This window comes from Streptomyces sp. TRM70350, assembly GCF_019219825.1.
Lineage (GTDB): Bacteria > Actinomycetota > Actinomycetes > Streptomycetales > Streptomycetaceae > Streptomyces.
The window spans coordinates 11,888-37,827 of record NZ_JAHUXH010000027.1 but is presented as its reverse complement, the minus strand read 5'-3'; the positions used below and the strand labels follow the sequence as shown (position 1 = coordinate 37,827).

The window sequence follows — 25,940 nt, the reverse complement described above, 5'->3', positions numbered from 1 at the left end:
GATCGACTGCCGATACGTTCACCCATCAGCGCGGCGCCCCCCGGCATCACCCGCCGCGCAGGTCCCTGCAGTCTCGCGAAAGGCCCCCGCATGCTCTCCGGGAACGGTCGTCACCGTCGCCCCCGCCAGGCACCCGCCCTCGTCGTCGCCGCCGGCGTGACCGGCTCTGCCATCGCCATCCCCCTCCTCGGCGCCACCGGCGCGAGCGCGGCCAGCGGGACGACCTGGGACCGGGTCGCGGAGTGCGAGACCGGTGGCTCCTGGAGCGCCGACACGGGCAACGGCTACTACGGCGGGCTGCAACTCTCCCAGGAGGACTGGGAGAAGTACGGCGGACTCACCTACGCCGCGAGCGCGGACCGGGCCAGCCGTTCGCAGCAGATCGCGGTCGCCGAGAAGGTGCTCGCGGACCAGGGTGTCGGCGCATGGGCGACCTGCGGTCCGCTTGTGGGGCTCGACACGGACTCCGCGTCGGCGCGGGTCGACACCGGTGTGGCCGGTGACGCGTCAAGTACGCCGTTGAACACGAGATCCAGCGATTCGGGCGGTCTGTCCAACTCGCTGGGTTTGTCCAACTCGTCCGGCTACTCCGGCAGCACCGGCAGCGCCGACGACTCAAACGGGTCCAACACGTCCAACGGTGCCGACGACTCCAACAGCTCCAATGGGGCAAGCGGGACCAATGGGCCCACGGATTCCGCGGATTCCACAAGCTCCACCAAGCCTACCGAATTCGTCGAATCCACCCCATCTGTCGGCTCCGCCACTTCCATCCCGTCCACTCCCTCCACCTCCACCTCCGAGCCCGGTGGATCCACCGCATCCCCCAACGCCACCCAATCCCCTGAATCGGGCGAATTCCTCCCAACTTCCCCGTCCCCTGACGTGTCATCGAGCACGCCGAGCACCTCGAACCTGACCGACACGGGCGCCCTCCTCGGCATCGGCAAGCACCGCGGGTTCAGTGCGGACGAGGGTGCGGCTGGCGGTCGTACCGCCGAATCCTCCGGGCGGCACGCCTCGCGCGGTGGCGCCACCACCCGTGCGGCCGTCGACGGTTCGTACACCGTCCGGGAGGGCGACAGCCTCTGGGGGATCGCCGACTCCCTTGGTGTGCAAGGCGGGTGGTCCGCTCTCTACGCCGAGAACAAGGACTCCCTCGGTACCGACCCGGACCTCATCATCCCCGGTCAGATGCTGGATGTCGGCGTCGAGTCGGGTGGCTAGCGGGGGACGGAATCAGCCCGGGAGCAACGGGAGTTCACGTCATACTTCGCGCTGAATGTCCGATTTGGCGAAAGTGTGGGATGAGTCTCAGAAGCCCTGATCGTCTTTGAAATTCCGCCGATCGCGTGTCTACGGTCATGACCGCTCGCCAACACGAGCCCCGGTCGCCGCAACGCCGAATCCTGCCAGCGGCTGCCCGGGAACAGTCGTCGCGTCAAGCGCCGCAGGCAGGAGCGGGGGACCCAAGGTAAGTGCCGGGCCCGGCAGTTGAGGCAACTCAGCGCCGGAACCGGCTCGGGGTGAAGCCACGCCTCCCGCGGAGGTGTGGCCGGGCAACTCAACCGGCCCGAACCCGACAGCTCACCTCGCAGGCGTCGGTGAGGGGATCCAACCATGCTGTTTTCCGGCAAGGGCAAGCACCGTCGTCCGTCCAAGACCGCTCGCGCCATCGCCGCCGTCGGCGTCACCGGCGCCGCCGCCGTCGCCGCCCCGCTGATGGCTGCCGGCAACGCCTCCGCCGCCACGGCTGCCGAGTGGGACGCCGTCGCCCAGTGCGAGTCCGGCGGCAACTGGTCCATCAACACCGGCAACGGCTACTACGGCGGTCTGCAGTTCTCCGCCTCGACCTGGGCCGCGTACGGCGGTACGCAGTACGCCGCCACCGCCGACCAGGCCACCAAGGCGCAGCAGATACAGATCGCCGAGAAGGTGCTCGCGGGTCAGGGCAAGGGCGCCTGGCCGGTCTGCGGCAAGGGCCTGTCGAACGCCACCTACACCGGCGGCGGCTCCACCGGCAGCGGCTCCTCGCAGAGCACCCAGCAGAGCACCGAGACCAGCACGCGTGCGACCGAGCAGCAGTCGGCCTCCCGTTCGCAGGAGCGCCCGGCCGCCAAGGAGACGGTCACCACCCCGACCGGCGGCAAGGTCAAGAAGGGCGACGGCGAGTACAAGGTCGTCGAGGGCGACACCCTCAGCACCATCGCCGCCGAGCACGGCGTCAAGGGCGGCTGGCAGAAGCTGTTCCAGCTGAACAAGGACATCGTCGAGGACGCCGACCTCATCTACCCGGGCCAGCAGCTGCACCTGAAGTAACACGGGTTCGGCTACGGTCCGAGGGGCAGGCCCGTGAGGTTCCCCCCGTCCCCACGGGCTCCCCGCCCCGGTGCGTGTTCCCCCGTACGCACCGGGGCGGGGCTTTTCGTGTCACCGTTGGGCGTCAGCGTCTTTGTTCCGTTCGGAAACAATTTACTCTCGGTTCCGTCCACGGGGTGGGCGACCGGCTGGCCGATCGGCCCGAGCCGGTTAGGCTCGTCTCGCAGAGCCGCTGCGGTCCTGCTTAACCGCGTCACATCCACGAAGGAGATGCTCGTGCCGTCCATCGACGTCGTCGTAGCCCGGGAAATCCTGGACTCCCGAGGCAACCCCACGGTCGAGGTCGAGGTCGGCCTCGACGACGGCAGCACGGGCCGTGCCGCCGTCCCGTCCGGCGCCTCCACCGGCGCCTTCGAGGCCATCGAGCTCCGCGACGGCGACCCCAACCGTTACCTCGGCAAGGGCGTCGAGAAGGCCGTCCTGGCCGTCATCGAGCAGATCGGCCCGGAGCTGGTCGGCTACGACGCCACCGAGCAGCGCCTGATCGACCAGGCGATGTTCGACCTGGACGCCACCGACAACAAGGGCTCCCTCGGCGCCAACGCCATCCTCGGCGTCTCGCTCGCCGTCGCGCACGCCGCCTCCGAGGCCAGCGACCTGCCGCTGTTCCGCTACCTGGGCGGCCCCAACGCGCACCTGCTGCCGGTGCCGATGATGAACATCCTGAACGGCGGCTCGCACGCCGACTCCAACGTGGACATCCAGGAGTTCATGATCGCCCCGATCGGCGCGGAGTCCTTCTCCGAGGCCCTGCGCTGGGGCGCCGAGGTCTACCACACCCTGAAGAAGGTCCTGAAGTCCAAGGGCCTGGCCACCGGCCTCGGCGACGAGGGCGGCTTCGCCCCGAACCTGGACTCCAACCGCGCCGCCCTCGACCTCATCCTCGAGGCCATCAAGGAGGCCGGCTACACCCCCGGCGAGCAGATCGCCCTCGCCCTCGACGTGGCCGCGTCCGAGTTCTACAAGGACGGCGTCTACACCTTCGAGGGCAAGGAGCGCTCGGCCGCCGAGATGACCGAGTACTACGCCGAGCTGGTCGAGGCGTACCCGCTGGTCTCCATCGAGGACCCGCTGTTCGAGGACGACTGGGAGGGCTGGAAGACCATCACCGCCAAGCTCGGTGACAAGGTCCAGCTCGTCGGCGACGACCTGTTCGTCACCAACCCCGAGCGCCTCGCCCGCGGCATCGAGGAGGGCGCGGCCAACGCCCTGCTGGTCAAGGTCAACCAGATCGGCTCGCTCACCGAGACCCTGGACGCCGTCGAGCTGGCCCAGCGCAACGGCTTCAAGTGCATGATGTCCCACCGCTCCGGCGAGACCGAGGACGTCACCATCGCCGACCTCGCCGTCGCCACCAACTGCGGCCAGATCAAGACCGGCGCCCCGGCCCGCTCCGAGCGCGTCGCCAAGTACAACCAGCTGCTGCGCATCGAGGAGATCCTCGACGACGCCGCGGTGTACGCCGGCCGCAGCGCCTTCCCTCGCTTCAAGGGCTGACAACAGACCGTAGGCAGCGTCGTACGTACGTCCCCGCACCCGGTCCCGTACCGTGTGCGGGGACGTACGCGCGTGGACGGGAGGCGGAAGCCAGATGGCCGTGAAGGACCGGGACCGTTTCTCCACCGCGACCAGGATCCGGCTGCTCGGCGAGCAGACGGCCGCCCGCGTCTACCGCTCGCAGACCCGCCGCCAGGCCCGCCGCTCCCGGCTCACCGGCCGGGCCGCCCTGCTCGCCCTCGTCGTCTGCTCCCTGGTCGTCGCCCTCGCCTATCCGATGAGGCAGTACGTCGCCCAGCGCGCCGAGATCGCCGACCTTCAGCAGGAGAAGGAACAGGCCCAGCAGCGGGTCGAGGAACTGCGTGATCTCAAGGCACGCTGGCAGGACGACGCGTACGCGGAGCAGCAGATCCGTGAGCGGCTGCACTACGTCATGCCCGGGGAGACCGGCTACATCGTGATCGACCCGGACGCGGCCAAGCAGCCGCGCACCGACCTGGGCCTGGCCGACCGCCCCTGGTACGCGAACGTCTGGGAGGGCGTCGACAAGGCCGACGCCTCCCATCAGTGACCACAAGAGAAAGAACGTCATGGAAACGCCCCCGCCGCCCACCCCGCGCACCGAGCCCACCGACGCGGACGTCGAGGCCTTCAAGCAGCAGCTAGGGCGGCCGCCGCGCGGGCTGCGTGCCATCGCGCACCGGTGCCCGTGCGGGCAGCCGGACGTCGTGGAGACGGCCCCGCGGCTGCCCGACGGCACGCCCTTTCCGACGCTGTACTACCTGACGTGCCCGCGGGCCTCGTCGGCCATCGGCACGCTGGAGGCCGAGGGCGTGATGAAGGAGATGACGGCCCGGCTGGAGACCGAGCCGGAGCTCGCCGCCGCGTACCGCGCCGCGCACGAGGACTACATCCGGCGCCGGGACGAGATCGAGGAGCTGACGGGCTTCCCGAGCGCGGGCGGCATGCCGGACCGGGTGAAGTGCCTGCACGTGCTCGTGGCGCACAGCCTGGCCGCCGGGCCGGGCGTGAACCCGCTCGGCGACGAGGCCCTGGCCATGCTGCCGGAGTGGTGGCGCAAGGGGCCGTGTGTGTCCATGGCGGACTCCGTGGCGGACTCCGTGGCGAACGAGGAGGACGACAAGTGACCCGCGTGGCCGCCATCGACTGCGGCACGAACTCCATCCGGCTCCTCGTCGCCGATGTCGACCCGGCCACCGGGGAACTCGTCGACCTGGACCGCCGTATGACCATCGTGCGGCTCGGCCAGGGCGTCGACCGCACGGGGCGGCTCGCCCCCGAGGCGCTGGAGCGCACCTTCGCCGCCTGCCGTGACTATGCGGCGATCATCAAGGAGCACGGCGCCGAGCGGCTCCGCTTCGTCGCCACCTCCGCCTCCCGGGACGCCGAGAACCGGGACGTGTTCGTCCGGGGGGTCATGGACATCCTGGGCGTCGAGCCCGAGGTCATCACGGGGGACCAGGAGGCCGAGTTCTCCTTCACGGGCGCGACGAAGGAGCTGGCGGAGCACGATCACCTGCCCAAGCCCTACCTCGTGGTCGACGTCGGCGGCGGGTCGACGGAGTTCGTCGTCGGGGAGGAGCACGTCCGCGCGGCCCGCTCGGTCGACATCGGCTGCGTCCGGATGACCGAGCGTCACCTGGTCCGCGACGGCGTCGTCTCCGACCCGCCCTCCGAGGAGCAGATCACGGCGATGCGGGCCGACATCGAGGCCGCCCTCGACGTCGCCGAGGAGACGGTGCCGCTGCGCGAGGCGAAGACGCTGGTGGGGCTTGCCGGTTCGGTCACCACGGTGTCGGCGATCGCCCAGGACCTGCCCGAGTACGACCCGACCCGCATCCACCACTCCCGGGTCACCCTCGACCGGGTCCGCGAGATCACCGACTGGCTCCTGCACTCCACCCACGCCGAGCGCGCGGCCGTACCGGCCATGCACCCGGGGCGCGTCGACGTGATCGCCGCGGGCGCGCTGGTGCTCCTGTCGATCATGGAACGGATCGGCGCCGAGGAGGTCGTCGTCAGCGAGCACGACATCCTCGACGGCATCGCCTTCACGGCGGCAGAGGATGCGGAAGCGGCCAAGCACATCGACTGACCCGCGGTGACACGGAACGGCCCCGGTACCTCGCGGGGAGGGACCGGGGCCGTCGGGTCAGCCCATGCGGACTATCGGTCAGTTGCAGAGAAGGACGATGACGCCGCTGCACCCCCATCGTCGCCATAGCCGCCGAGGGCCGGGCTCGACTGGGCGGCCGCGGCCTTCGTGGCGACGTGGTGAACGGGTATCGCGGCGGCGGCGGTTGCGGCCGTCGCGGCCCCCACACCAAGGGAGATGCACAGGGCGGCGCCGACAGAGACTATTCGCATGGTGGCCCGCTTGAGGGCCTTCTGAGAAGTGATCATGGCTGCACGTTATGCGGCCTTGCGACCCATTTCGCGCGGAGTGTGGCCGACCGGGTGACGGCGACTCGGATCAGCGTCTGCGGGGTGTTCCGGGTCTCGTTTACTACCGGTCAGTAGCCATCGGCTGAGCAGGTCGGCTAGCGTATGAGCACTTCCGGGAGGGGTCCTCGGCCGCCTCGGCAACCCCTCGAAGACGCCCGCCGAAGAAACTTCGTGAAGTTCTTCACAAGGAATTCGGTCCTGTCGGACCACGGATGCGCGCCGGTTGACCCTTCCGAGGGGTGAACACGCACTTGAACATGTTCAGGTGGGCGGTGCAAGGGTGCTCCGGACGCCCCTGGCCTGAGGGTGTTTCGGCCCGCTCGCAGGGGGCTCCGCATCCCAGAGAGGCAGCTCACGCGGCCTTGACAACGGTCCGCCCTGCACGAAGGTTCCCCGCGGCCGCCATGATCTCGGTCACGCGGGCCGCGCAGTGTAGCAGAGGGCGTGGGCAAGCTTGTGAAGGGGCGCACGAGCTACCCCTCTGAGACGGGTGGATACTCGATGGCATGAGCACCACGGAGCGTCCCAGGATCCTCGTAGTAGGCGGTGGGTACGTAGGCCTGTACGCGGCTCGGCGCATCCTGAAGAAGATGCGCTACGGCGAGGCGACCGTCACGGTCGTCGACCCCCGGTCGTACATGACCTACCAGCCCTTCCTCCCCGAAACCGCCGCCGGCAACATCTCCCCGCGCCACGTCGTCGTCCCGCTGCGACGCGTGCTGCCGAAGGCGGAGGTGCTCACCGGTCGGGTCACCACCATCGACCAGGACCGCAAGGTCGCCACCATCTCCCCGCTGGTCGGCGAGGCGTACGAGCTTCCCTTCGACTACCTCGTCGTCGCGCTCGGCGCGGTCTCCCGCACCTTCCCGATCCCCGGCCTCGCCGAGCAGGGCATCGGCATGAAGGGCATCGAGGAGGCCATCGGCCTGCGCAACCACGTCCTTGAGCAGCTCGACAAGGCCGACTCCACGACGGACGAGGACATCCGCCGCAAGGCGCTCACCTTCGTCTTCATCGGCGGTGGCTTCGCGGGCGCGGAGACCATCGGTGAGGTCGAGGACATGGCCCGGGACGCGGCCAAGTACTACAACAACGTGTCCCGTGAGGACATGCGCTTCATCCTCGTCGACGCCGCCGACAAGATCCTTCCCGAGGTCGGGCCCAAGCTCGGCACCTACGGCAGGGAGCACCTGGAGAGCCGGGGCGTGGAGGTCTACCTCTCCACCTCCATGGACTCCTGCGTCGACGGTCACGTGGTGCTGAAGAACGGCCTGGAGGTCGACGCCAACACGATCGTCTGGACGGCGGGCGTCAAGCCGAACCCGGCGCTGGCCCGCTTCGGCCTGCCGCTCGGTCCGCGCGGTCACATCGACTGCGAGCCGACGCTCCAGGTCAAGGGCACGGACTACATCTGGGCCGCGGGCGACAACGCCCAGGTGCCCGACATCGCCGCCCGCAAGGCCGGCGTGGAGAACGCCTGGTGCCCGCCGAACGCCCAGCACGCGCTGCGCCAGGCCAGGGTGCTCGGCGACAACGTGGTCTCCGGGATGCGGGGCTTCCCGCAGAAGGAGTACAGCCACGCCAACAAGGGCGCGGTGGCGGGTCTCGGCCTGCACAAGGGCGTGGCGATGATCGTCATGGGCAAGATGAAGATCAAGCTCAAGGGCCGTCTCGCCTGGTACATGCACCGCGGCTACCACGGTCTGGCGATGCCGACCTGGAACCGCAAGATCCGCGTCTTCGCCGACTGGACGCTCGGCATGTTCCTCAAGCGCGAGGTCGTCGCGCTCGGCGCCCTGGAGTCTCCGCGCGAGGAGTTCTACGAGGCGGCGAAGCCCGCGCCGGTCGCTGCCGCCGCTGCGAAGACCGAGGAGAAGGCGAAGGCCTCCTGACCCCCGGTCACTCTTGAGCACCCCAGAAGGGGCCGCCTGCCATCCGTGGTGCGGGCGGCCCCTTCGGCGTGTGTGCGCACCGAGGGCTTTGGCGGTCAGGCGGCCCGGCCGCGCTTGTCGGCGGGCAGCTGGATGCTGTCGACGAGCTTCTCGTGGTCCCTTTCCACGGTGTCCGGCTGTACGTCGATGCCGATCGTCGCGATCTGGATCACGTGATCGCCCACGTGGATCAGGCCGAGGCGGCCGACGGTGCCGTCAGGGGACGTGACGTCCGCATGGATGGTGTGATGGCCGTCGGCCGTGGTGCCCTCGCGGACGTTGTCGCTGGTGAGTTTCTCGTTGGGGGACTGCATGGTCCCGTTGAAGCCGATCAGGTAGTTCTTGACGGCGTCCCTGAGATCGTTCCGACCGAGAGCGGTCGCGTCGAGGACCGAGAACTGGACGACCTCCGAGTCGGTCGTCGCTACGTACGTACGACCACCGGGCACCTTCTCGGCCTTGGCTTTCGCGGGAAGCTGGGCGGTGATGCCGCTCGGAGCGTCCCTGGCCTCCACCCATCGCGCCTCAGCCATGGCGACGCTCGTGGTCTGCGGCGCCGGGGCGGCGAACGCGGTGCCCGGCAGGAGGGCCCCTCCGGTGATCACCGTGGTGGAAGCGGTGAGCAGGGCGAAGCGCTGGAAGCGGGAAAGACGAGTCATGGCCGTTCACATCCGAAGGAAGTAGGGAAGGCGGATATGTCCATTACGGCCCGCCGCCCGAAGCCCGTCATGCCACGGCCTTCCGTGACAGGGAAACTCGGGACTTGACCCACGTCGGCGCGTCCCGCACCATGCCCTCGCCCTGATACGGACCGGGATGCCGAGACCGTCCTGGACAGCGCACGGGCGCTCTGACAATTTGCCCGAACGTGACGCCGTGGCGGGACGGCGTCGCGGGCATTCTGGTGTTTACGTGGTGACCGACATTCCGGGATCGCTGTCACGGAGGTGTGCGCCATGACTGACGCCGCGTCGCGGCTGAAGGGGCTGCTCGAGCAGCTGGTGGGAACTCCGCTCCTAGTGCGTATCCGCGCCTGGGACGGTTCGCAGGCGGGGCCGCCGGACGCGCCGGTCCTCGTCGTACGCAACCGGCGCGCCCTGCGCCGACTGTTGTGGAAACCCGGCGAACTGGGCCTGGCCCGCGCCTGGGTGGCCGGGGACCTCGAGATCGAGGGCGATCTGTACACCGCCCTCGATGTGCTCGCCGGCCTGATCTGGGAGCGCGGCGAGGACGCCCGCGGCCTCGGCGAGGCCCTGCGCGACCCCGAGGTACGCGCCGCCGTCCGGGGCCTGGTACGGCTCGCCGGACCCTCGCTGCCGCCCGCCCCGCCCCGCGAGGAGGTGCGCAGGCCCCGTCGTCACCTGCACACCAAGCGCAGCGACAAACGCGCCATCAGCCACCACTACGACGTGGGCAACGACTTCTACGAGCTCGTCCTCGGGCCGTCCATGGTGTACTCCTGCGCCTACTGGCCCGCCCCCGACGCCACGCTGGAAACCGCCCAGCGCGACAAACTCGAACTCGTCTGCCGCAAACTCGCCCTGACCCCCGGTCAGCGCCTGCTCGACGTCGGCTGCGGCTGGGGCTCCCTGGCCATCCACGCCGCCCGCGAGCACGGCGTGAGCGTCGTCGGCATCACCCTGTCCCAGGAACAGGCGGCGTACGCCCGCAAACGCGTCGCCGACGAGGGCCTGACCGACCGGGTCGAGATCCGGGTGCAGGACTACCGGGACGTCCGCGACGGGCCCTACGACGCCGTCTCCTCCATCGGCATGGCCGAACACGTCGGCGCCGAGCGGTATCTGCAGTACGCGCGGGACCTGTACGCCCTGCTCACCCCCGGCGGTCGGCTGCTCAACCACCAGATCGCAAGACGGCCGCAACAGGACGAGTCCACCTATCACGTCGACGAGTTCATCGACTCCTATGTCTTCCCCGACGGCGAGCTGCAGCCCATCGGCACCACCGTCACCCAGCTGGAACGCGCCGGCTTCGAGGTGCGCGACGTGGAGTCGATCCGCGAGCACTACGCCCTCACCCTGCGCCGCTGGGTCGCCAACCTGGAGGCGGACTGGGCCCGCGCGGTCAAGCTGACCAGCCCCGGTCGCGCCCGCGTCTGGCGGCTGTACATGGCCGCCTCGGCGCTGTCCTTCGAGCGCAACCGCATCGGCGTCAACCAGGTCCTGGCCGTGCGGACCCCCGACTCCGGCGCCTCCGGAATGCCGCTGCGCTCGCGCACCTGGAACGCCTGAACAACCAAGGGCCCCGCCTCCTGAGGGAAGCGGGGCCCTGATCGCCGTACACCCCGACGGACTACTCCGACTTGATCGCCGCGAGCATGTTCAGGCGCGCCGCCCGGCGGGCCGGCCACAGGGCCGCGAGCACGCCCACCGTCGCGGCCAGCAGCAGGAAGACCGCCATCCGGGCCCAGGGCAGGACCAGTTCGTACGTCGGCATCTTCGTGCTCAGCAGCTCACCGGCCGCCCAGCCGAAGAACACGCCCAGGCCGATGCCGAGCACGCCGCCGAACAGGGAGATGACCACGGACTCCAGGCGGACCATCCGCTTGATGCCCTTGCGGTCCAGGCCGATCGCGCGGAGCATGCCGATCTCCTGCGAGCGTTCGAAGACCGACATGGCCAGGGTGTTGATGACACCGAGGACCGCGACGATCACCGCCATCGCCAGCAGGCCGTACAGCATGTTCAGCATCAGCGTGAACATCGACGCGATCTCGTTGGAGATGTCCTTCTTGTCCTGGACCTTGATGCCGGGGTTGGTGCCGAGGGCCTTCTCCAGCCGGTCCTTCGTCGCCTCGGACGCGCCGTCGGACGTCTTGACCATGACCCGCATGTCGGTCGGGTCGGACAGATGCGGCGTGAGGGTCGCGTTGTCGAGCATGATGCCGCGGATCAGGTCGTTGCCCTCGTAGACCCCGGCGACCGTGAACTGCTGCTTCTCGCCGTCCTCGAACGAGGCGCCGAACGTCGAGCCGGCCGTCCAGTCGTGCGACGCCGCGGTCTCCGCGTCGACGACGACGTCCGTGCCGCCCACCTCGAAGGTGCCGCTGTCGACCTTGAGGTCGGTCAGTTCACCGATCGTGGAGCCGGTGACACCGGTGACGTACTCGGTCTCGCCGCCGATGCGCGCGGGCGCGTTGCGCAGCGGGCTGGTGGCGGTGACGCCCTCGGTCTGCCGCAGCTTCTCGTCGACGTCCGGGGAGAGGAAGTTGCCGTTCGCCATCGAGACGACGTAGTCCGCGCGGATCGCGGCCGAGGCCATCTTGTCGATCGACTTCTGCAGGCTGCCCGCCATCACTGTCATACCGGTGATCAGGGTGAGGCCGATCATCAGGGCGGAGGCGGTGGCGGCCGTACGGCGCGGGTTGCGCACCGAGTTCTGACGGGCGAGCTTGCCCGAGACGCCGAAGACGCGCAGGACCGGTGCCGCCGCCGCGATCAGCGGGCGGGACAGCAGCGGGGTCAGGACGAACACGCCGATGATCAGCAGCACCGCGCCGAGGCCCATCGGAGCCTGACCGTCCGAGCCGCTCATCGTCGTGGCCGCGAGGATCACCGCGACGCCGGCCGCGGAGAACAGGGCACCGATGGTGTTGCGCAGCACCAGCGACTTCACGCTCGCCTGGGCGTGCACGCTGCTCATCGCCGCGACCGGCGGGATCTTCGCGGCCCGGCGGCCGGGCAGCCAGGCCGCCAGCATGGTGACGAGGACGCCGACCGCGAGGGCGGTGCCGATGGTGCCGGGGGAGATCACCAGCGGGCCGTCGGGCACGGTGGCGTCGAGCGTGCCCATCAGGGAGCGCAGCCCGGCGCCGATGCCGACGCCGGCGATCAGACCGGTCACGGCGGCGATCGCGCCGACCAGGAACGCCTCGATCAGCACGGACCGGGTGACCTGCCTGCGGGAGGCGCCGACGGCGCGCAGCAGGGCCAGTTCCTTGGTGCGCTGGGCGACCAGCATGGTGAAGGTGTTGGCGATGATGAACGTACCGACGAAGAGCGCGATACCGGCGAAGACCAGCAGGGCCTGCTTCAGTCCGCTCATCGACTCGGCGATCATCATCGCCTGGTCGTCGGCGAGTTCGCCGGCGGTGGTGGTCTCGACGACGTCCTTCGGCAGCGCCTTGTCCAGCTCCGCCTTGAGCGCGGCCTGGCTGACGCCCGCCTTCGCGGTCACGTCGATCTGGTCGTAGGTGCCCGTCGTGCCGAACAGGCGCTGCGCGGTGGCGGTGTCGAAGAGGGTGAGGCTGCCACCGGCGGCGACGTTGCCGTCGTCGGTGGTGAAGATGCCGGTGATCTTCGGGGTGAGGACCGGGCCGTCGATGGACAGCCGGACCGTGTCGCCGACCTCGTATCCGACGCGCTTGGCGGTCTCCGAGTCGACGAGCACCTCGTCGGGGCCCTTGGGGGCGCTACCGCTGACCAGCGGGTAACGGGGGTCCTTGTCGCCCCAGTAGTTCCCGCCCTGCGTCTGGAAGCCGTCGCCGATCAGCTTGCCGTCCTTGTCGGCCATGGCGGTGAAGCCGCTGACGACACCGATGGCGTCGGCGGCCCCCGGCACCCGCGCGGCGTCGTCGAGCAGCGCCCGGGTCAGCTCGGGGGCCTTGCCGAGGGTGTCGCCGGTGTCCTGGCGTCCCTCGGCCGTCACGGCCACGTCGACGTGCTCGAAGCCCTTGGCGGAGCTCTTCTGGAGGGCGTCCGAGATGGTGTTGGTGAAGACCAGCGTCCCCGAGACGAACGCCACGCCGAGCATGACGGCGAGCACGGTCATCAGGAGCCGGGCCTTGTGCGCGAGTACGTTGCGCAGGGCGGTGCGGAACATGGAAGTCTCAGTCCTGGATCTGTGGATGAGGGAGCGTCAGCTCGTGCGGCCCTTGGCGTCGAATCCGGGGGTCTGGGGGGTCCCCCCAGAAAGATGCAGCATGCGGTCGAGGACCGAGTCCGCGGTCGGCCCGTACATATCGTCGGTGATCCGGCCGTCGGCGAGGAAGACCACCCGGTCGGCGTACGCCGCCGCCACCGGGTCGTGGGTGACCATGACCACCGTCTGGCCCAGCTCGCGCACGGAGTTGCGCAGGAAGCCCAGCACCTCGGCGCCGGAACGGGAGTCGAGGTTTCCGGTCGGCTCGTCGCCGAAGACGATCTCGGGGCGGGAGGCCAGGGCGCGGGCGACGGCGACGCGCTGCTGCTGGCCGCCGGAGAGCTGGGACGGGCGGTGGCTCAGCCGGTCCTTCAGACCCACCATCTGGATCACGGTGTCCAGCCACTGCTGGTCCGGCTTGCGGCCGGCGATGTCCATCGGAAGGGTGATGTTCTCCAGGGCGGTCAGCGTCGGCAGCAGGTTGAACGCCTGGAAGATGAAGCCGATCTTGTCGCGGCGCAACTTGGTGAGCTGCTTGTCCTTCAGGGAGCCCAGTTCGGTGTCGCCGATGCGCACGGAGCCGGAGGAGAAGGTGTCCAGGCCCGCCACGCAGTGCATGAGGGTGGACTTGCCGGAGCCGGAGGGGCCCATGATCGCGGTGAACTCGGCCTGCCGGAAGTCGACGGAGACCCGGTCCAGGGCGACCACCTGGGTCTCGCCCTGTCCGTAGATCTTCGACAGATCCGTGGCGCGCGCGGCCACGGTGGTGGTCCGGCCGGCGACGGGTGTGGTGGTCACGGGGTGGCGCTCCTGTCGGGACGACGGGTGGTTCTTGGGACGTGCTCCATCGTCTCGGCCGTACGGCGCCGTGTAGTCAGTCGCTGTTCCGGTTCCGGGGGCAGACTCCGGTGGGACTGCGGACGCCCGTCTCATACCTGGGGATGACGGACGGTCCCTACGGGGTCCCGGATGGGGGCACCTGTCGAGAACAGGGGGAACCCCCTCGTTCGGGCGGTGTTGGGACGGTGAAATTCCGTCATTCCGCATGCGCGGCCGACCCTCGGCGGTAAGGCTATTGGCAAGTGCGGACGGCTCGTACCGAGTGCTGATGCACCCTCAGACGTCAATAAAATAAGACAACATCGGTCCGCCCTTCCGCTGTTCGGGGGATGTATCCCGATAGGCTCGAACCTCGACGCGGAGCCCATGGCCTGCCCGGATGGTGGAATGCAGACACGGCGAGCTTAAACCTCGCTGCCCCTCGCGGGCGTACCGGTTCGAGTCCGGTTCCGGGCACAAACGTCCCACGTCGTCTGACCTGGCGAAAAGGCCGGGACTCGCGGTCACTCGGCCGTGTCGCCGGCGCACCGCTGGCGCACGGATTGGCCCAGCTCCTCAAGGGCGAGTCGGTCATGGCCCGTCTCACCCGCCAGCGGCTGTCGGAGCAGACGTCAGGCGAGGACCGAATAGGCCAACAGCGTCCCCCTGAGGTGCGGCCCCCTTCGTCGTACCGGAACCCCTGCCTCCTGCCGTGGCAAACGTGTACACCTCGCCCGGCCGCCACGCCCGATTCGAAGGTGGAGAAGGCTGGGCTCGGGCTGCTGAAGGACCGTGTGCCCAGGGTGTGCGCGGCAGGGGTGAGCGAGGCGTGAACTCGCCTTGATCTCGCCCCTGGTGTGGGGCTGCGCCCCGAGATCACCTACGCCCAGTGCCTTGCCCGTGTGGTCGACGGCCTGCTGCGGCACCTGGAGATCCTGCGCGCTGAGCAGCCGTGACGCGGATGCTGGGAGACCCTCGCCGACTACCTGGCCAAGGTCAGCCCACGACTGACACAACCAAGCAGAAACAAGACTCAGGGTTCCAGAGGCATGACACTAGGCAAGCTCCGGCACCTGGTCCGCCGCCAGGTGAGGCGCGCCCATACCCGCGTGCCAGGCGATGCGAGCGGCATGGAGCCGGGGCCGGCTCCGGCGGCATCATGCTGCGCTCCACCGCCGAGGCGCTCCAGCTCCCGATCCAGACCGACGGCCCCGGTCATGGTCACCGGCGTCTCCGCCGACCGGGCCCATGCCCTGCAACAGGCCGTCATCAACGCCGGCATGGACGCCGGCGCCGTCCTGATCCACGTGAAACCGGACGATCCCGTGCCCCCTGCGGCACTGCTGGCCACCGCCGTGGGCCTGGTGGTCCTGGCGCTCTTCGCCGTCCTGGCCGCCACCCGCAGCCAGACCCGCATTCTGCGCCGATACGTGGCCCGCCTGATCGCCGCCGGCATCCCCCCCGCGCTGGGCGCGCCACGTCCTGCTCTGCCAGCACGGCGCCCTCATCGCGGTGAGTACCGTACTCGGCCTGGTGATCGCCGTAGTGCCGAGCGTGGTCCTCGCCTCGCAGATCTCCGGCTTCGTCCTGAGCGTCCCGTGGTGGCAACTGGCCGTCCTCGCCGTGGCCCTCTACCTGGCCGCCTTCCTCGCCGCGCTTCACTCCGCCCACAAGCTCAGCGTCACGGAGGCGGGATCGGGCTGAAACGGCCAAGGGTGTCGGCGTGTCCGCCCATGACGTCGACAGCGGTGACAGCGACTGCACACCCCGCCGACTCGGGCCTGCGCCGCCACGGGTTCCGCGATACCGCGTGACGCAGTCATGGAGGACCGCGTGCCCGCCGCCCGGGTGCAGCGCCCCGGCCGCCTGTCGTAGCAGCAGGCCACGCATGTGTGCAGCAGCTCGGCCGCCGCGCATGGCTCGCCGAGCCGGACCCGGGTGAGCGCCTGGTAACGACGATGGCCCGCTGCACATGCTCCCGTGGAGCCGACAACACCTGCGCGGAACGGGCGAAGCGATCGTGCAGGTGATCGGGCTGAGAACGAGGTGGGCGCCGGGTCGTCGGTGTGATGGGCCTCGATGCCGTACCAGGCGAACGCGAGTGCCGCCTGTGCCTGCCGCGCGTGTCCGGCCCGTGCGGCGATGTCCGCTCCAGGCCCTGCGTCGAGTGCAGAGTGGGGTGTCGTCTCCGGTTCGAATCCGTTCCGGGCACTTACGATGAACGCCGTTTGTCCGCATCGTCCATGGAGGACTTCAGCCCGCAGACCCGTTGACACTCGGCGGATGGGAGCGGAGACTCACGTCCCGAGGAGGGTGAAGTTAATTTCACCTTGCGAACTTCACAACAGGCGAAGGGAACCGCCCGATGCGCACCACCGTCGGCATCATCGGAGCCGGCCCGGCCGGCCTGCTGCTCGCGCGGCTGCTGCACAACTCCGGGATCGACTCGGTCGTGCTGGAGAGCCGCGACCGGGCCTACGTCGAACGGCGGCAGCGCGCCGGGATCCTGGAGCAGGGGACGGTGGACGTACTGCGCGCGGCCGGGGCCGGGGAGCGGATGGACCGGGAGGGGCTGCGGCACGACGGCATCGAACTGCGCTTCGACCGACGCCGCCACCGCGTCGACTTCCCCGCCCTGACCGGCGGCCGCTCCGTGATGGTGTACGCCCAGACCGAGGTGTGCAAGGACCTCATCGCCCTGCAACTGAAGGAGGGCGGCCCGCTGCTGTTCAAGGCGGAGGCGCTCGCGGTCGAGGACGCGCAGAGCGATCGGCCGCGTGTGCGATTCCGGCAGGAGGGAAGCGAAGGCGTACTGGAGTGCGAGTACGTCGTCGGATGCGACGGCTTCTGGGGCGTCGCCCGCAAGGCCGTACCGGCCTCACTCTCCCGGGTGTTCGAACGGATGTACCCGTTCGGGTGGCTTGGCGTCCTCGCCGATGTACCTCCCTCGCACGACGAGCTGGTCTACGCCCGGCACGACCGCGGCTTCGCCCTGCTGTCCATGCGGTCGACGTCCGTGTCCCGCCTCTACCTCCAGGTGCCGGACGGCACGGACGCCGAGGAGTGGGACGACGACGACATCTGGGCGGAGTTGGAACGGCGGTTCGAGACCGCCGACGGATGGCGGCTGCGACGCGGGCCGATCACTCAGAAGTCGGTCACGCCCATGCGGTCCTTCGTGCACGAGCCGATGCGGCACGGGCGGCTCTTCCTCGCCGGTGACGCCGCGCACATCGTGCCGCCGACCGGCGCCAAGGGCCTCAACCTGGCCGTCGGCGATGTCGTCACCTTCGCGCGGGCCCTGACGCACCAGCAGAAAACGGGATCGGCCGAGCTGCTCGACGCCTACTCGGAGACCTGCCTGCGCCGCGTCTGGCAGGCCGAGCGGTTCTCCTACGACATGACGACGCTGCTGCACAAGGCCCCGGACGCCACTGACTTCGAGGACCGGCTCCAACTCGCCCGGCTGGACCGGATCGTGACCTCACGGGCCGCGGAGACCGACCTGGCCGAGGCGTACACCGGGTTCCCGATCGGCTGACCTGTCCGGCGGATCACCGACCGGTTCCGGCCAGGTAGCGAGTTCGTCAGGAATGACGCCCTCCGGTGGCGGGAATCACGCACCCGGCTAGCGTGTTGCCCAGCACGGCGGGGGAAAGATCCTCCCCAAGCACTAGGGTGATTCCTTTGCCTGTCCATTACTCTTGGGCCAGAGCCACGCAGGGTGGCCATGGAGGAGTGAAATGAGGAGCAGCAACCCGGTCTTCTCGCGACGGGGGTTCAGCCGCGACAACGGCTACGCGGGCTTCAACACCGCGCCGCAGGCCGGGGGCGCCGCTGTAGGCACCCAGGGCAACCCCTACGCCCAGCCCGGCGCCGGCAACCCCTACGCGCAGAACCCGTACGCCCAGAACCCCTACGCGCAGCAGGACCTGCAGTACGGCGCGCCGCCGCAGGCTCCGGCCGGCACCGGCCGGATGACGATGGACGACGTCGTCATGCGCTCGGCGATGACGCTCGGCACGGTCGTCGTCGGTGCCGTCCTCGCCTGGGCCGTGCTGCCGGTGTCGTCCAGCAGCTTCGGCCTGGCGATCGGCGCCGCGATCATCGCCTTCGTCCTGGCGATGGTCCAGTCGTTCAAGCGCAAGGCGTCGCCCGCGCTGATCCTGTCCTACGCCGCGTTCGAGGGTGTCTTCCTCGGCGTGTTCAGCGAGATGTTCAACAGCCGCTGGTCCGGCGCGCCCTTCCAGGCGGTGCTCGGCACCATGGCGGTCTCCGGCGCCACGCTGCTCATCTACAAGGCCGGCTGGGTCCGCGTCACCGCGCGCTACGCCCGGATCGGCATGGCGATCGCCTTGGCCTTCATCCTGGTCATGGCCGTCAACCTGCTGCTGGTCGCCTTCGGCGTCGCCGAGGACGGCGGACTGCGCAGCATGGGCCCGCTCGGTGCGATCGTCGGCATCATCGCGATCGTGCTCGGTGCGTTCTTCCTGACCCTCGACTTCAAGCAGATCGAGGACGGCATCGCCTACGGTGCGCCGCGCGAGGAGTCCTGGCTGGCCGCGTTCGGTCTGACCATGACCCTGGTGTGGATCTACATCGAGATGCTGCGGCTGGTCGCCATCTTCAGCGGCGACGACTGAGGCACCGCGCGGCTGAACTCCGATGGGTGAAGGGGCCCCGGATTCTTCCGGGGCCCTTTTCCATGGTGTGTCGCACGGTCAGAGCAGTTTGCGCGCGGCCCTCCTCAGGTCGTACTCGTGGATGATCGCCTTGGCGTGGCCGTACGCGAGGTCGTACTCGTGACGCAGCCAGCTGACCTTCTCCTCGAAGCGGAGAGCGGGTCCTTCTTCTACGGTGCGCAGCCAGTCGGAGACTTCACGACCGGTGCAGTGCGGGATACGGGCGAGCAGATTGCGGTGGGTCTCCTCGGAGAAGACTTGGGACATCGGCGCCTCCGGTTGCCATCGGGTGTAAGCCGGTCCTTCAGGTCACGGTGCCTGAGCGTTCGTCTGTTGGCAACAGTGCGGGTAGCCTGCCGGCGTGGTTGATACGACGCGTCTGATCAGTGCGGTTGATCAATTTGCGGATCGGTTGAGGGCGGCGCCGCAGAGTCGGTTGCAGCGGGGAGCCGCGGCGGAGGCGTTGGCGCTGGCCAGGGAACTGTCTCGGTGGGCGCAGTCGGTGGAGGCGCCGGGGAGTGAGCCTCGGGAGATGCCGGATGCGGGGATGTTCGCGGCGGCGGACCAGATCAGCGTTGCGGGGCGGGATCTCGCCGTCGTGTTGACGAGCGAGGCCGAGGTGGAGGAGGCCGTACGGGTGGTGGGGGAGGCGCAGAAGCGGGCGGGGGTGTGACGGTTTGGTCGCGGGTGCGGGTGCGGGTGCGTGGTGGGTTGCTCGCGCCCACGCGGCGGAGCCGCATATTGATACAGCCCCGCGCCCCTGAAAGCGCGTCGCCGTGCTCGGCGTCCTAGAAGGACGCGATCACCCTGTCCGCCAGGAGGTACACCGTCTCCTCGCCGCAGGTGAACGTCAGCGTGTACGCGCCCGAGATGCCCGAGCCGCCCAGGAGGACCGGGGTCTCGCCGGAGCGGAGGGCCGCGGCGAGGCGTTCGGCGGTTTCCCGGTGGCCGGGGGTCATGCAGAGCGTCGTACCGTCGGCGAAGACATAGACGTCGAGGGTGCCCAGGGGGCCGGGGCGGACGTCGGTGAGTTCGACTCGGGACGCGGCCAGCCGCTCCAGGATGGACACGGTGCGTTCGTGGTCGTTGACGACCGGTGACGGGGTCGGAGTGAAGTCGGGGTGGGAGGGGTGGCGGCGGCGGGCCGCGGCCAGTTCGGGGGAGTCTCCGGCGAACTCGTCGGGCTCGGCGCCGGGCTCGGCCACCGGCTCCAGGCCCGCGAAATCGGCCTGCCGGGGAAGAAAGAGGTCGTTGTCGGGCAGCCCCAGCAGCGAGGGCGCGTCGGAGACGTCACGCGCCTCCTGGGCGGCCCAGAAGGCGCGCGCCTCGGCCAGCTCCCGCTCCCGCTCCTCGGCCAGCGCCTCGGCCACGGCCGCGCGTATCTCCTCGGCGTCCGCCGGGGTGCGGGCGGCGGGCAGCAGGGTGCGGGCGGTGGCGCGGCCCTCGGCGAGTTCGGTGTGCAGGGCCGCGACCTGGCGGCGCAGCTGCAGGAGGGTGCGCAGGACGGCTACGCCCACGGCGCCCGTGGCGGCCGTGGTGACCAGCAAGGCGATCGGCATGGCGCTCACTGACGTACTCCCGGTTCAAGGTCGACCCCCGACTTCCTACATCAGCTTGATGGGTGAACTAACCAGCTGTCAGTGCGTAACGTCACGAAACGGACAGGACTTTGCGTCGGATGTTTCCTCTGAATCCGCTCTGACCTGCGGTGATCCCTGTGGCGAGGGAGATAGGTCACATCCTGGGGGAGATTGGGTCACAAACGGCCCGGAACCCCCGGGTTCCGGGGTTCCGGGCCGATGCGTGACGGCGGGTGCCGTGCCGGTCACGCGGGGGGTACGGGTGTCAGCTGAGGCGCTCGATGACCATCGCCATGCCCTGGCCGCCGCCGACGCACATCGTCTCCAGGCCGAACTGCTTGTCGTGCCACTGCAGGGAGTTGATGAGCGTGCCGGTGATCCGGGCGCCGGTCATGCCGAAGGGGTGGCCGACGGCGATGGCTCCGCCGTTGACGTTCAGCTTCTCCAGCGGGATGTTCAGGTCGCGGTAGGAGGGGATCACCTGGGCGGCGAACGCCTCGTTGATCTCGACCAGGTCGATGTCGTCGATGGTCAGGCCCGCGCGGGCGAGGGCCTGCTTCGAGGCCTCGACGGGGCCGTAGCCCATGATCTCGGGGGACAGGCCGGAGACGCCGGTGGAGACGATCCGGGCGAGCGGGGTCAGGCCCAGCTCGCGGGCCTTGGTGTCCGACATGATGACCAGGGCCGCGGCGCCGTCGTTGAGGGGGCAGCAGTTGCCGGCGGTGACCAGGCCGTCGGGGCGGAAGACCGGCTTCAGGCCCGCGACGCCCTCCATGGTGACGCCCGGGCGGGGGCCGTCGTCCTTGCTGATGACCGTGCCGTCGGGGAGGGTCACCGGGGTGATCTCGCGCTCCCAGAACCCCTTCTTGATGGCCTCCTCGGCGAGGTTCTGCGAGCGGACGCCGAACTCGTCCATCTCCTGGCGGGTCACGCCCCAGGAGCGGGCCAGGTTCTCGGCCGTCTGGCCCATGGCGATGTACGGGTCGGGCAGCAGGCCGTCCTCGCGCGGGTCGTGCCAGGACGTGCCCTCGGACGCGGCGACGGCGGCCGTACGGGCCTCGGCGTCGGCGAAGAGCGGGTTGTGGGTGTCGGGCTGGTCCGAGGTGCCGTACTGCGAGCGGGAGACCATCTCCACGCCCGCGGAGATGAAGACATCGCCCTCGCCGGCCTTGATGGCGTGCAGCGCCATCCGGGAGGTCTGGAGGGAGGAGGAGCAGTAGCGGGTGATCGTGCAGCCCGGCAGGTGGTCCATGCCCATCTGTACGGCGACGATCCGGCCGAGGTTGTGGCCCTGCTCGCCGCCGGGCAGACCGCAGCCGAGCATCAGGTCGTCGATGTCCTTCGGGTCCAGCTCGGGCACCTTGGCGAGGGCCGCCTGGATGATCGTGGCGGTGAGGTCGTCGGGGCGCAGGTCCTTGAGGGAGCCCTTGAAGGCGCGGCCGATGGGGGAGCGGGCGGCAGAGACGATCACGGCTTCGGGCATCACGGCTCCATTGGCATGCGGGGATGAGGCAGGGCTGGTTGGGAAGTTACCCGTACGTATGGTCGAGGTCACGGGTGTCGTGGTGTGACTCAGGCCGCAATTTTCTAAGCGCTTGCTTTTCTGTCGTGGCTGCTTGGCTAACGACGGCTGCGGGCGCTACGACGGCTGCGGTGACGGCTCCGCCTCCGTCACCCGCCGCCTGCGCCTGCGCTTCAGCAGGGCCCACGGCCCGCGCGGCCCCGTCGGCATCGCCGCCGTGACCTCCGTACCGGCCTCCGAGGCCGCCTCCGCCGCGGCCCGGGCCACCGGCAGGAAGCCCTCGCGGCGGGTGAGGTCGGGGCGCTCCTCCTCCGCCGGCCACAGGCCCAGGGCGGCGCAGACCGTGGGCAGCATGGCCATCGCGGCGGTGGCGTAGCCCTCGGCGGAGGGGTGGTAGTTGTCGGGGCCGAACAGCTCGCGCGGGTTCGCGGCGAACTCGGGGCCCAGCAGGTCGCCCAGCGACACCGTGCGGCCGCCCTGTTCGACGACTCCGATCGTCTGGGCGGCCGCCAGCTGGCGGGAGGCCCGTCTGGCCAGCCAGCGCAACGGCTGCTGCACCGGCTCGATCGTGCCCAGGTCGGGGCAGGTGCCGACGACCACCTCGGCGCCGGACGTGCGCAGTCGTCGGACCGCCGCCGACAGGTGCCGTACCGAGCGGGTCGGCGGGATGCGGTTGGTGACGTCGTTCGCGCCGATCATGATCACGCAGACGTCGGGGGTCCGGTCCTGGTCCGCGAGGACCAGCGTCACCTGGCGGTCCAGATCGTCGGACATCGCGCCCGGCACGGCGACGTTGCGCAGGTCGACGGGGCGCTCCGCGACCGCCGCGAGGCCCGAGGCCAGCAGCGCGCCCGGGGTCTGGCCGGCCCGGTGGACGCCCTGGCCGGCGGCGGTGGAGTCGCCGAGCATGGCGAGCAGGAGGGGCGGGACGCCCGGAGTGTCGTACGTCCGTCCGTACCGCCCGTTGGCGTTCGGCACGTACGGCGTCGCGCCGTTGCCCACCTGGCGGCGGGCCAGCTGCACCTCGGCCAGCACCAGACCGACGACCGCGGCACCGGCCAGGCCGATGCCACCACCGCCGTACGCCGCACCGGCTGCGATGCGCCGGGCCACCCTCGCCCTCGACATCCTGGTCATGCGTCGCCGACACCTCCTCGCACCCGTACATCCACTCCTTGCCCCGAAGCGAGCCCCCGCCAATCTCAACGGTGAGTGAACGCCGGTGCCAGGCCTCAGGGCCTGCCCGGCGGACCAGGCCACCAGACGCGGGGGCCGGCACGCACATCTGCCGCGTTGTCGTCAGTCGCCGACTCCCCCACGCTCGAATGCGCTCGCGCGGGGGCACCCCCATCGCCCCCGCTCACCGGCGTGATCACCGGCCGTAGCTTTCCTGAGGCCTGATCCGCCGGGCAGGCCCTAGGCTGGCGCTACTACCACGACCACCTCTTCTGCAGCATCCGGAGACAACGGTGCAGTTCCACGACTCGATGATCAGCCTCGTCGGCAACACCCCACTGGTGAGGCTCAACAACGTGACCAAGGGCATCCGGGCGACCGTCCTGGCCAAGGTCGAGTACTTCAACCCCGGCGGTTCGGTGAAGGACCGCATCGCGCTGCGGATGATCGAGGCGGCGGAGGAGAGCGGCGCGCTCCGGCCCGGCGGCACGATCGTGGAGCCGACCAGCGGCAACACCGGGGTGGGGCTGGCGATCGTGGCGCAGCAGAAGGGCTACAAGTGCATCTTCGTGTGCCCCGACAAGGTGTCCACGGACAAGATCAACGTGCTGCGGGCGTACGGGGCCGAGGTCGTCGTCTGCCCGACCGCCGTGGCACCGGAGCACCCGGACTCGTACTACAACGTCTCCGACCGGCTGGTGCGCGAGACGCCGGACGCCTGGAAGCCCGACCAGTACTCCAACCCCAACAACCCGCTGTCCCACTACCACTCGACCGGCCCCGAGCTGTGGGAGCAGACGGAGGGGAGGATCACCCACTTCGTGGCCGGCGTCGGCACCGGCGGCACCATCTCCGGGACCGGTCGCTACCTGAAGGAGGTCAGCGACGGCCGGGTCGAGGTCATCGGCGCCGACCCCGAGGGCTCCGTGTACTCGGGCGGTTCCGGGCGGCCGTACCTCGTCGAGGGCGTCGGTGAGGACTTCTGGCCGACGGCGTACGACCGGACCATCGCCGACGAGATCGTGGCCGTGTCCGACAAGGACTCCTTCCAGATGACCCGGCGCCTCGCCAAGGAGGAGGGCCTGCTGGTGGGCGGCTCCTGCGGCATGGCCGTGGTCGCCGCGCTGCGGGTCGCCGAGCGGCTCGGCGAGGACGATGTGGTGGTCGTCCTGCTGCCGGACAGCGGGCGCGGATATCTGAGCAAGATCTTCAACGACGAGTGGATGGCCGACTACGGCTTCCTGGAGGACACCGGTCCGAGCGCGCGCGTCAGCGACGTGCTCAACGACAAGGAGGGCGGCGCCATGCCGTCCCTGGTCCACATGCACCCGGACGAGACGGTCGGCCAGGCCATCGAGGTGCTGCGCGAGTACGGCGTCTCGCAGATGCCGATCGTCAAGCCGGGCGCCGGGCACCCGGACGTGATGGCCGCCGAGGTCGTGGGCTCGGTCGTCGAACGGGAGCTGCTGGACGCGCTGTTCACCAAGAGCGCCTCGCTGGACGACCCGCTGGAGAAGCACATGTCGGCGCCGCTGCCGCAGGTCGGCTCCGGCGAGCCGGTCGGCGACCTGATGTCCGTGCTCGGTACGGCGGACGCGGCGATCGTGCTCGTGGAGGGCAAGCCGACCGGTGTGGTCAGCCGGCAGGACCTGCTCGCCTTCCTGGCCAAGACCGCGAAGTAGCGGCGAACCGCCGGTGAACGGCCCATGCCGGCGGCCAACTCGCCGTGACGTGCGCGTTTGTTGGTCTTCTCGGAAGTGGTACGAGCGCGTCACGTCCGCGCAGCACCCGCTTAACACGGGTCCGGCACATTAGTGCCTGTCGGCAGGGCGGGAGCGGCTCCCCGCCCCGGCCGGCCCGTACGGCGCCAAGGACCTCCGGAGCGGCTCCCGGACCTCCATGGACGCCACGGACGCGCAAGCCCGGCCCTGACCCGGCCCGCGTCCCTCGCGGGGACCGCCGTCGTCCCGCCCCCCGGCAACGGGGGTGCGGCGGTCCCCGCGCACAGCCTTTCCCCGCGGTCAGTCTTCCCAGTCACTGTCCTGGTTCGGCTTGCGGCGCCTGCCGAACAAGCCGGGGTTGACGCGGGCCGCCTGGAAGACGTTGACGCCGACGATGCCGGCCCAGGCGACGAGCAGGCCCGGCAGACCGGCCACGCCGCCGCCGATCGCGGAGAGCGGCACCGCCAGGACCAGCGAGACGATGCCGAAGCCGAAGCGCTCGCCCCAGGAGTCCGTCGGCTGCGACGACCGCGAGTCCCGGGCCACCACCATCTGCTGCTCGGCCACCTGCCGCCGCACCCGGCGCTCCACGGCCCCGTCGATGCGCTGGTCGACCTTCTCCAGGAACGAGTCGACCAGCGCGGACTCGTACTCCTCGCCCAGTTCCCTGCGCGCCTGCAGGGTGGCGTTGAGTTCCTTCTTCAGCTCGGCGTCCCGCGCGTCCATTCCGCTCATGCGCTTCACGGTAGGCAGCGCCGAGGCGGGCCGCACTGGGGTTAGCCCCCCTGTTGGCGGCGGGTGGGAAGCGCTTGTGGACCGCGTCGTGAGAGCGGCCGCTGGAAATGAGAGTTGACAAGGCCTCTGACCTGCTCACTATCACTTTCACGGTCATCGAAGTAGCTTGAGTTCGTGAAGCTGAAAATGAGAGTGGGCCTGACCAGCTCATATCAGGAGGGCGACGGCATCGCGCAACGGTTGGCGCCGTGATCGACTCCTGTTGTCAGAGCTGACCTCGCATCACTTCGAGGCCCGTGGCCCGGGCCGCGTTCGATCGATCTCGCGGATATGGAGTGCCGAGGTTCATTCCACCGTCGGTGGGGATCGGCGGTTGCTGCCAGGCGGAGACTCATCTGCGCTGACCGGGCCATGGGAGGGGTGAGGGGTGGGGCATCGTCCGCGCCGGGACGAGCTCGGGGGTGGGGCATCGTCCGCGCCGGTCAGACCGAGTCGCGGACGATGACCCGCCCCCGCGCCGGGACGAACTCGCCGACGTCGAGCCCGAGGAC

The 25,940-nt window shown here is 69.9% G+C and carries 21 protein-coding genes, 1 tRNA gene and 1 riboswitch; of the genes, 14 read left to right on the top strand and 8 right to left on the bottom strand.

Annotated features, from left to right (window positions below):
• Positions 1-90 precede the first annotated feature (90 nt).
• The 7 genes from KWI83_RS29675 (at position 91) to KWI83_RS29645 (ending at position 8,234) form a co-directional block, all read left to right on the top strand.
• Positions 91-1,227, top strand: coding sequence for a transglycosylase family protein (locus KWI83_RS29675; RefSeq protein WP_218517455.1), 1,137 nt, complete (start codon positions 91-93; stop codon positions 1,225-1,227).
• Between the two features lie 209 nt (positions 1,228-1,436).
• Positions 1,437-1,616, top strand: a riboswitch (cyclic di-AMP (ydaO/yuaA leader).
• A gap of 4 nt (positions 1,617-1,620) precedes the next feature.
• Complete coding sequence (locus KWI83_RS29670) at positions 1,621-2,319, top strand: transglycosylase family protein (RefSeq protein ID WP_218517454.1); 699 nt, start codon at positions 1,621-1,623, stop codon at positions 2,317-2,319.
• A gap of 276 nt (positions 2,320-2,595) precedes the next feature.
• Positions 2,596-3,876: a phosphopyruvate hydratase gene (gene eno, locus KWI83_RS29665; RefSeq protein ID WP_218517453.1), complete on the top strand. Its 1,281-nt coding sequence runs from the start codon at positions 2,596-2,598 to the stop codon at positions 3,874-3,876.
• A 94-nt stretch (positions 3,877-3,970) separates the two neighbouring features.
• The gene (locus KWI83_RS29660; protein ID WP_218517452.1) at positions 3,971-4,447 is read left to right on the top strand and encodes a septum formation initiator family protein; all 477 of its coding nucleotides are present in this window, start codon (positions 3,971-3,973) and stop codon (positions 4,445-4,447) included.
• 19 nt (positions 4,448-4,466) lie between these two features.
• Positions 4,467-5,024 carry a DUF501 domain-containing protein gene (locus tag KWI83_RS29655; RefSeq protein ID WP_218517451.1) on the top strand — a complete coding sequence of 186 codons (558 nt, stop codon included), beginning with the start codon at positions 4,467-4,469 and terminating at the stop codon, positions 5,022-5,024.
• Complete coding sequence (locus KWI83_RS29650) at positions 5,021-5,992, top strand: Ppx/GppA phosphatase family protein (RefSeq protein WP_218517450.1); 972 nt, start codon at positions 5,021-5,023, stop codon at positions 5,990-5,992. Before KWI83_RS29655 ends, KWI83_RS29650 begins: the two co-directional genes overlap by 4 nt.
• Before the next feature lie 856 nt (positions 5,993-6,848).
• On the top strand, positions 6,849-8,234 hold the full coding sequence (locus tag KWI83_RS29645) for an NAD(P)/FAD-dependent oxidoreductase (RefSeq protein WP_218517449.1): 1,386 nt from the start codon (positions 6,849-6,851) through the stop codon (positions 8,232-8,234).
• 95 nt (positions 8,235-8,329) lie between these two features.
• Here KWI83_RS29645 and KWI83_RS29640 read toward each other — a convergent pair whose 3' ends face one another.
• Entirely contained in the window at positions 8,330-8,932 is a 603-nt protein-coding gene (locus KWI83_RS29640) for a hypothetical protein (protein ID WP_218517448.1), read from the bottom strand.
• Between the two features lie 297 nt (positions 8,933-9,229).
• Here KWI83_RS29640 and KWI83_RS29635 point away from each other — a divergent pair, with 297 nt between their 5' ends.
• Complete coding sequence (locus tag KWI83_RS29635; protein ID WP_218517447.1) at positions 9,230-10,525, top strand: cyclopropane-fatty-acyl-phospholipid synthase family protein; 1,296 nt, start codon at positions 9,230-9,232, stop codon at positions 10,523-10,525.
• 61 nt (positions 10,526-10,586) lie between these two features.
• Here the strand turns inward: KWI83_RS29635 and KWI83_RS29630 are convergent, their stop codons facing one another.
• Positions 10,587-13,115: an ABC transporter permease gene (locus tag KWI83_RS29630; protein ID WP_218517446.1), complete on the bottom strand. Its 2,529-nt coding sequence runs from the start codon at positions 13,113-13,115 to the stop codon at positions 10,587-10,589.
• A 36-nt stretch (positions 13,116-13,151) separates the two neighbouring features.
• Positions 13,152-13,952, bottom strand: a complete 801-nt coding sequence (locus KWI83_RS29625) for an ABC transporter ATP-binding protein (protein WP_218517445.1) — start codon at positions 13,950-13,952, stop codon at positions 13,152-13,154.
• A 415-nt stretch (positions 13,953-14,367) separates the two neighbouring features.
• On the opposite strand from KWI83_RS29625, the gene KWI83_RS29620 reads away from it, so the two are divergent.
• The 4 genes from KWI83_RS29620 (at position 14,368) to KWI83_RS29605 (ending at position 18,616) form a co-directional block, all read left to right on the top strand.
• A tRNA-Leu gene (locus tag KWI83_RS29620) sits at positions 14,368-14,450 on the top strand.
• Between the two features lie 1,035 nt (positions 14,451-15,485).
• Positions 15,486-15,677 (top strand): hypothetical protein, encoded by a 192-nt coding sequence (locus KWI83_RS29615; RefSeq protein ID WP_218517444.1) that lies wholly within the window; start codon positions 15,486-15,488, stop codon positions 15,675-15,677.
• A gap of 661 nt (positions 15,678-16,338) precedes the next feature.
• Positions 16,339-17,514 (top strand): 4-hydroxybenzoate 3-monooxygenase, encoded by a 1,176-nt coding sequence (locus KWI83_RS29610; RefSeq protein WP_218517443.1) that lies wholly within the window; start codon positions 16,339-16,341, stop codon positions 17,512-17,514.
• A 202-nt stretch (positions 17,515-17,716) separates the two neighbouring features.
• Positions 17,717-18,616, top strand: a complete 900-nt coding sequence (locus KWI83_RS29605; protein WP_218517442.1) for a Bax inhibitor-1/YccA family protein — start codon at positions 17,717-17,719, stop codon at positions 18,614-18,616.
• Positions 18,617-18,694: 78 nt separating this feature from the next.
• Here KWI83_RS29605 and KWI83_RS29600 read toward each other — a convergent pair whose 3' ends face one another.
• Positions 18,695-18,922, bottom strand: a complete 228-nt coding sequence (locus KWI83_RS29600; protein WP_141311429.1) for a DUF4287 domain-containing protein — start codon at positions 18,920-18,922, stop codon at positions 18,695-18,697.
• 94 nt (positions 18,923-19,016) lie between these two features.
• Here KWI83_RS29600 and KWI83_RS29595 point away from each other — a divergent pair, with 94 nt between their 5' ends.
• Entirely contained in the window at positions 19,017-19,328 is a 312-nt protein-coding gene (locus tag KWI83_RS29595) for a hypothetical protein (protein ID WP_218517441.1), read from the top strand.
• A 115-nt stretch (positions 19,329-19,443) separates the two neighbouring features.
• On the opposite strand, the gene KWI83_RS29590 is transcribed toward KWI83_RS29595, so the two are convergent.
• The 3 genes from KWI83_RS29590 to KWI83_RS29580 all read right to left on the bottom strand — a co-directional run bounded on the left by KWI83_RS29590 (position 19,444) and on the right by KWI83_RS29580 (position 22,894).
• The gene (locus KWI83_RS29590; RefSeq protein WP_218517440.1) at positions 19,444-20,223 is read right to left on the bottom strand and encodes a hypothetical protein; all 780 of its coding nucleotides are present in this window, start codon (positions 20,221-20,223) and stop codon (positions 19,444-19,446) included.
• 277 nt (positions 20,224-20,500) lie between these two features.
• Positions 20,501-21,718 (bottom strand): acetyl-CoA C-acetyltransferase, encoded by a 1,218-nt coding sequence (locus KWI83_RS29585; RefSeq protein ID WP_218517439.1) that lies wholly within the window; start codon positions 21,716-21,718, stop codon positions 20,501-20,503.
• A gap of 156 nt (positions 21,719-21,874) precedes the next feature.
• On the bottom strand, positions 21,875-22,894 hold the full coding sequence (locus KWI83_RS29580; RefSeq protein WP_218517438.1) for an SGNH/GDSL hydrolase family protein: 1,020 nt from the start codon (positions 22,892-22,894) through the stop codon (positions 21,875-21,877).
• Between the two features lie 332 nt (positions 22,895-23,226).
• Here KWI83_RS29580 and KWI83_RS29575 point away from each other — a divergent pair, with 332 nt between their 5' ends.
• Positions 23,227-24,615 carry a cystathionine beta-synthase gene (locus tag KWI83_RS29575; RefSeq protein ID WP_218517437.1) on the top strand — a complete coding sequence of 463 codons (1,389 nt, stop codon included), beginning with the start codon at positions 23,227-23,229 and terminating at the stop codon, positions 24,613-24,615.
• A 339-nt stretch (positions 24,616-24,954) separates the two neighbouring features.
• On the opposite strand, the gene KWI83_RS29570 is transcribed toward KWI83_RS29575, so the two are convergent.
• On the bottom strand, positions 24,955-25,389 hold the full coding sequence (locus tag KWI83_RS29570) for a hypothetical protein (RefSeq protein ID WP_256362983.1): 435 nt from the start codon (positions 25,387-25,389) through the stop codon (positions 24,955-24,957).
• Between the last annotated feature and the right edge of the window lie 551 nt (positions 25,390-25,940).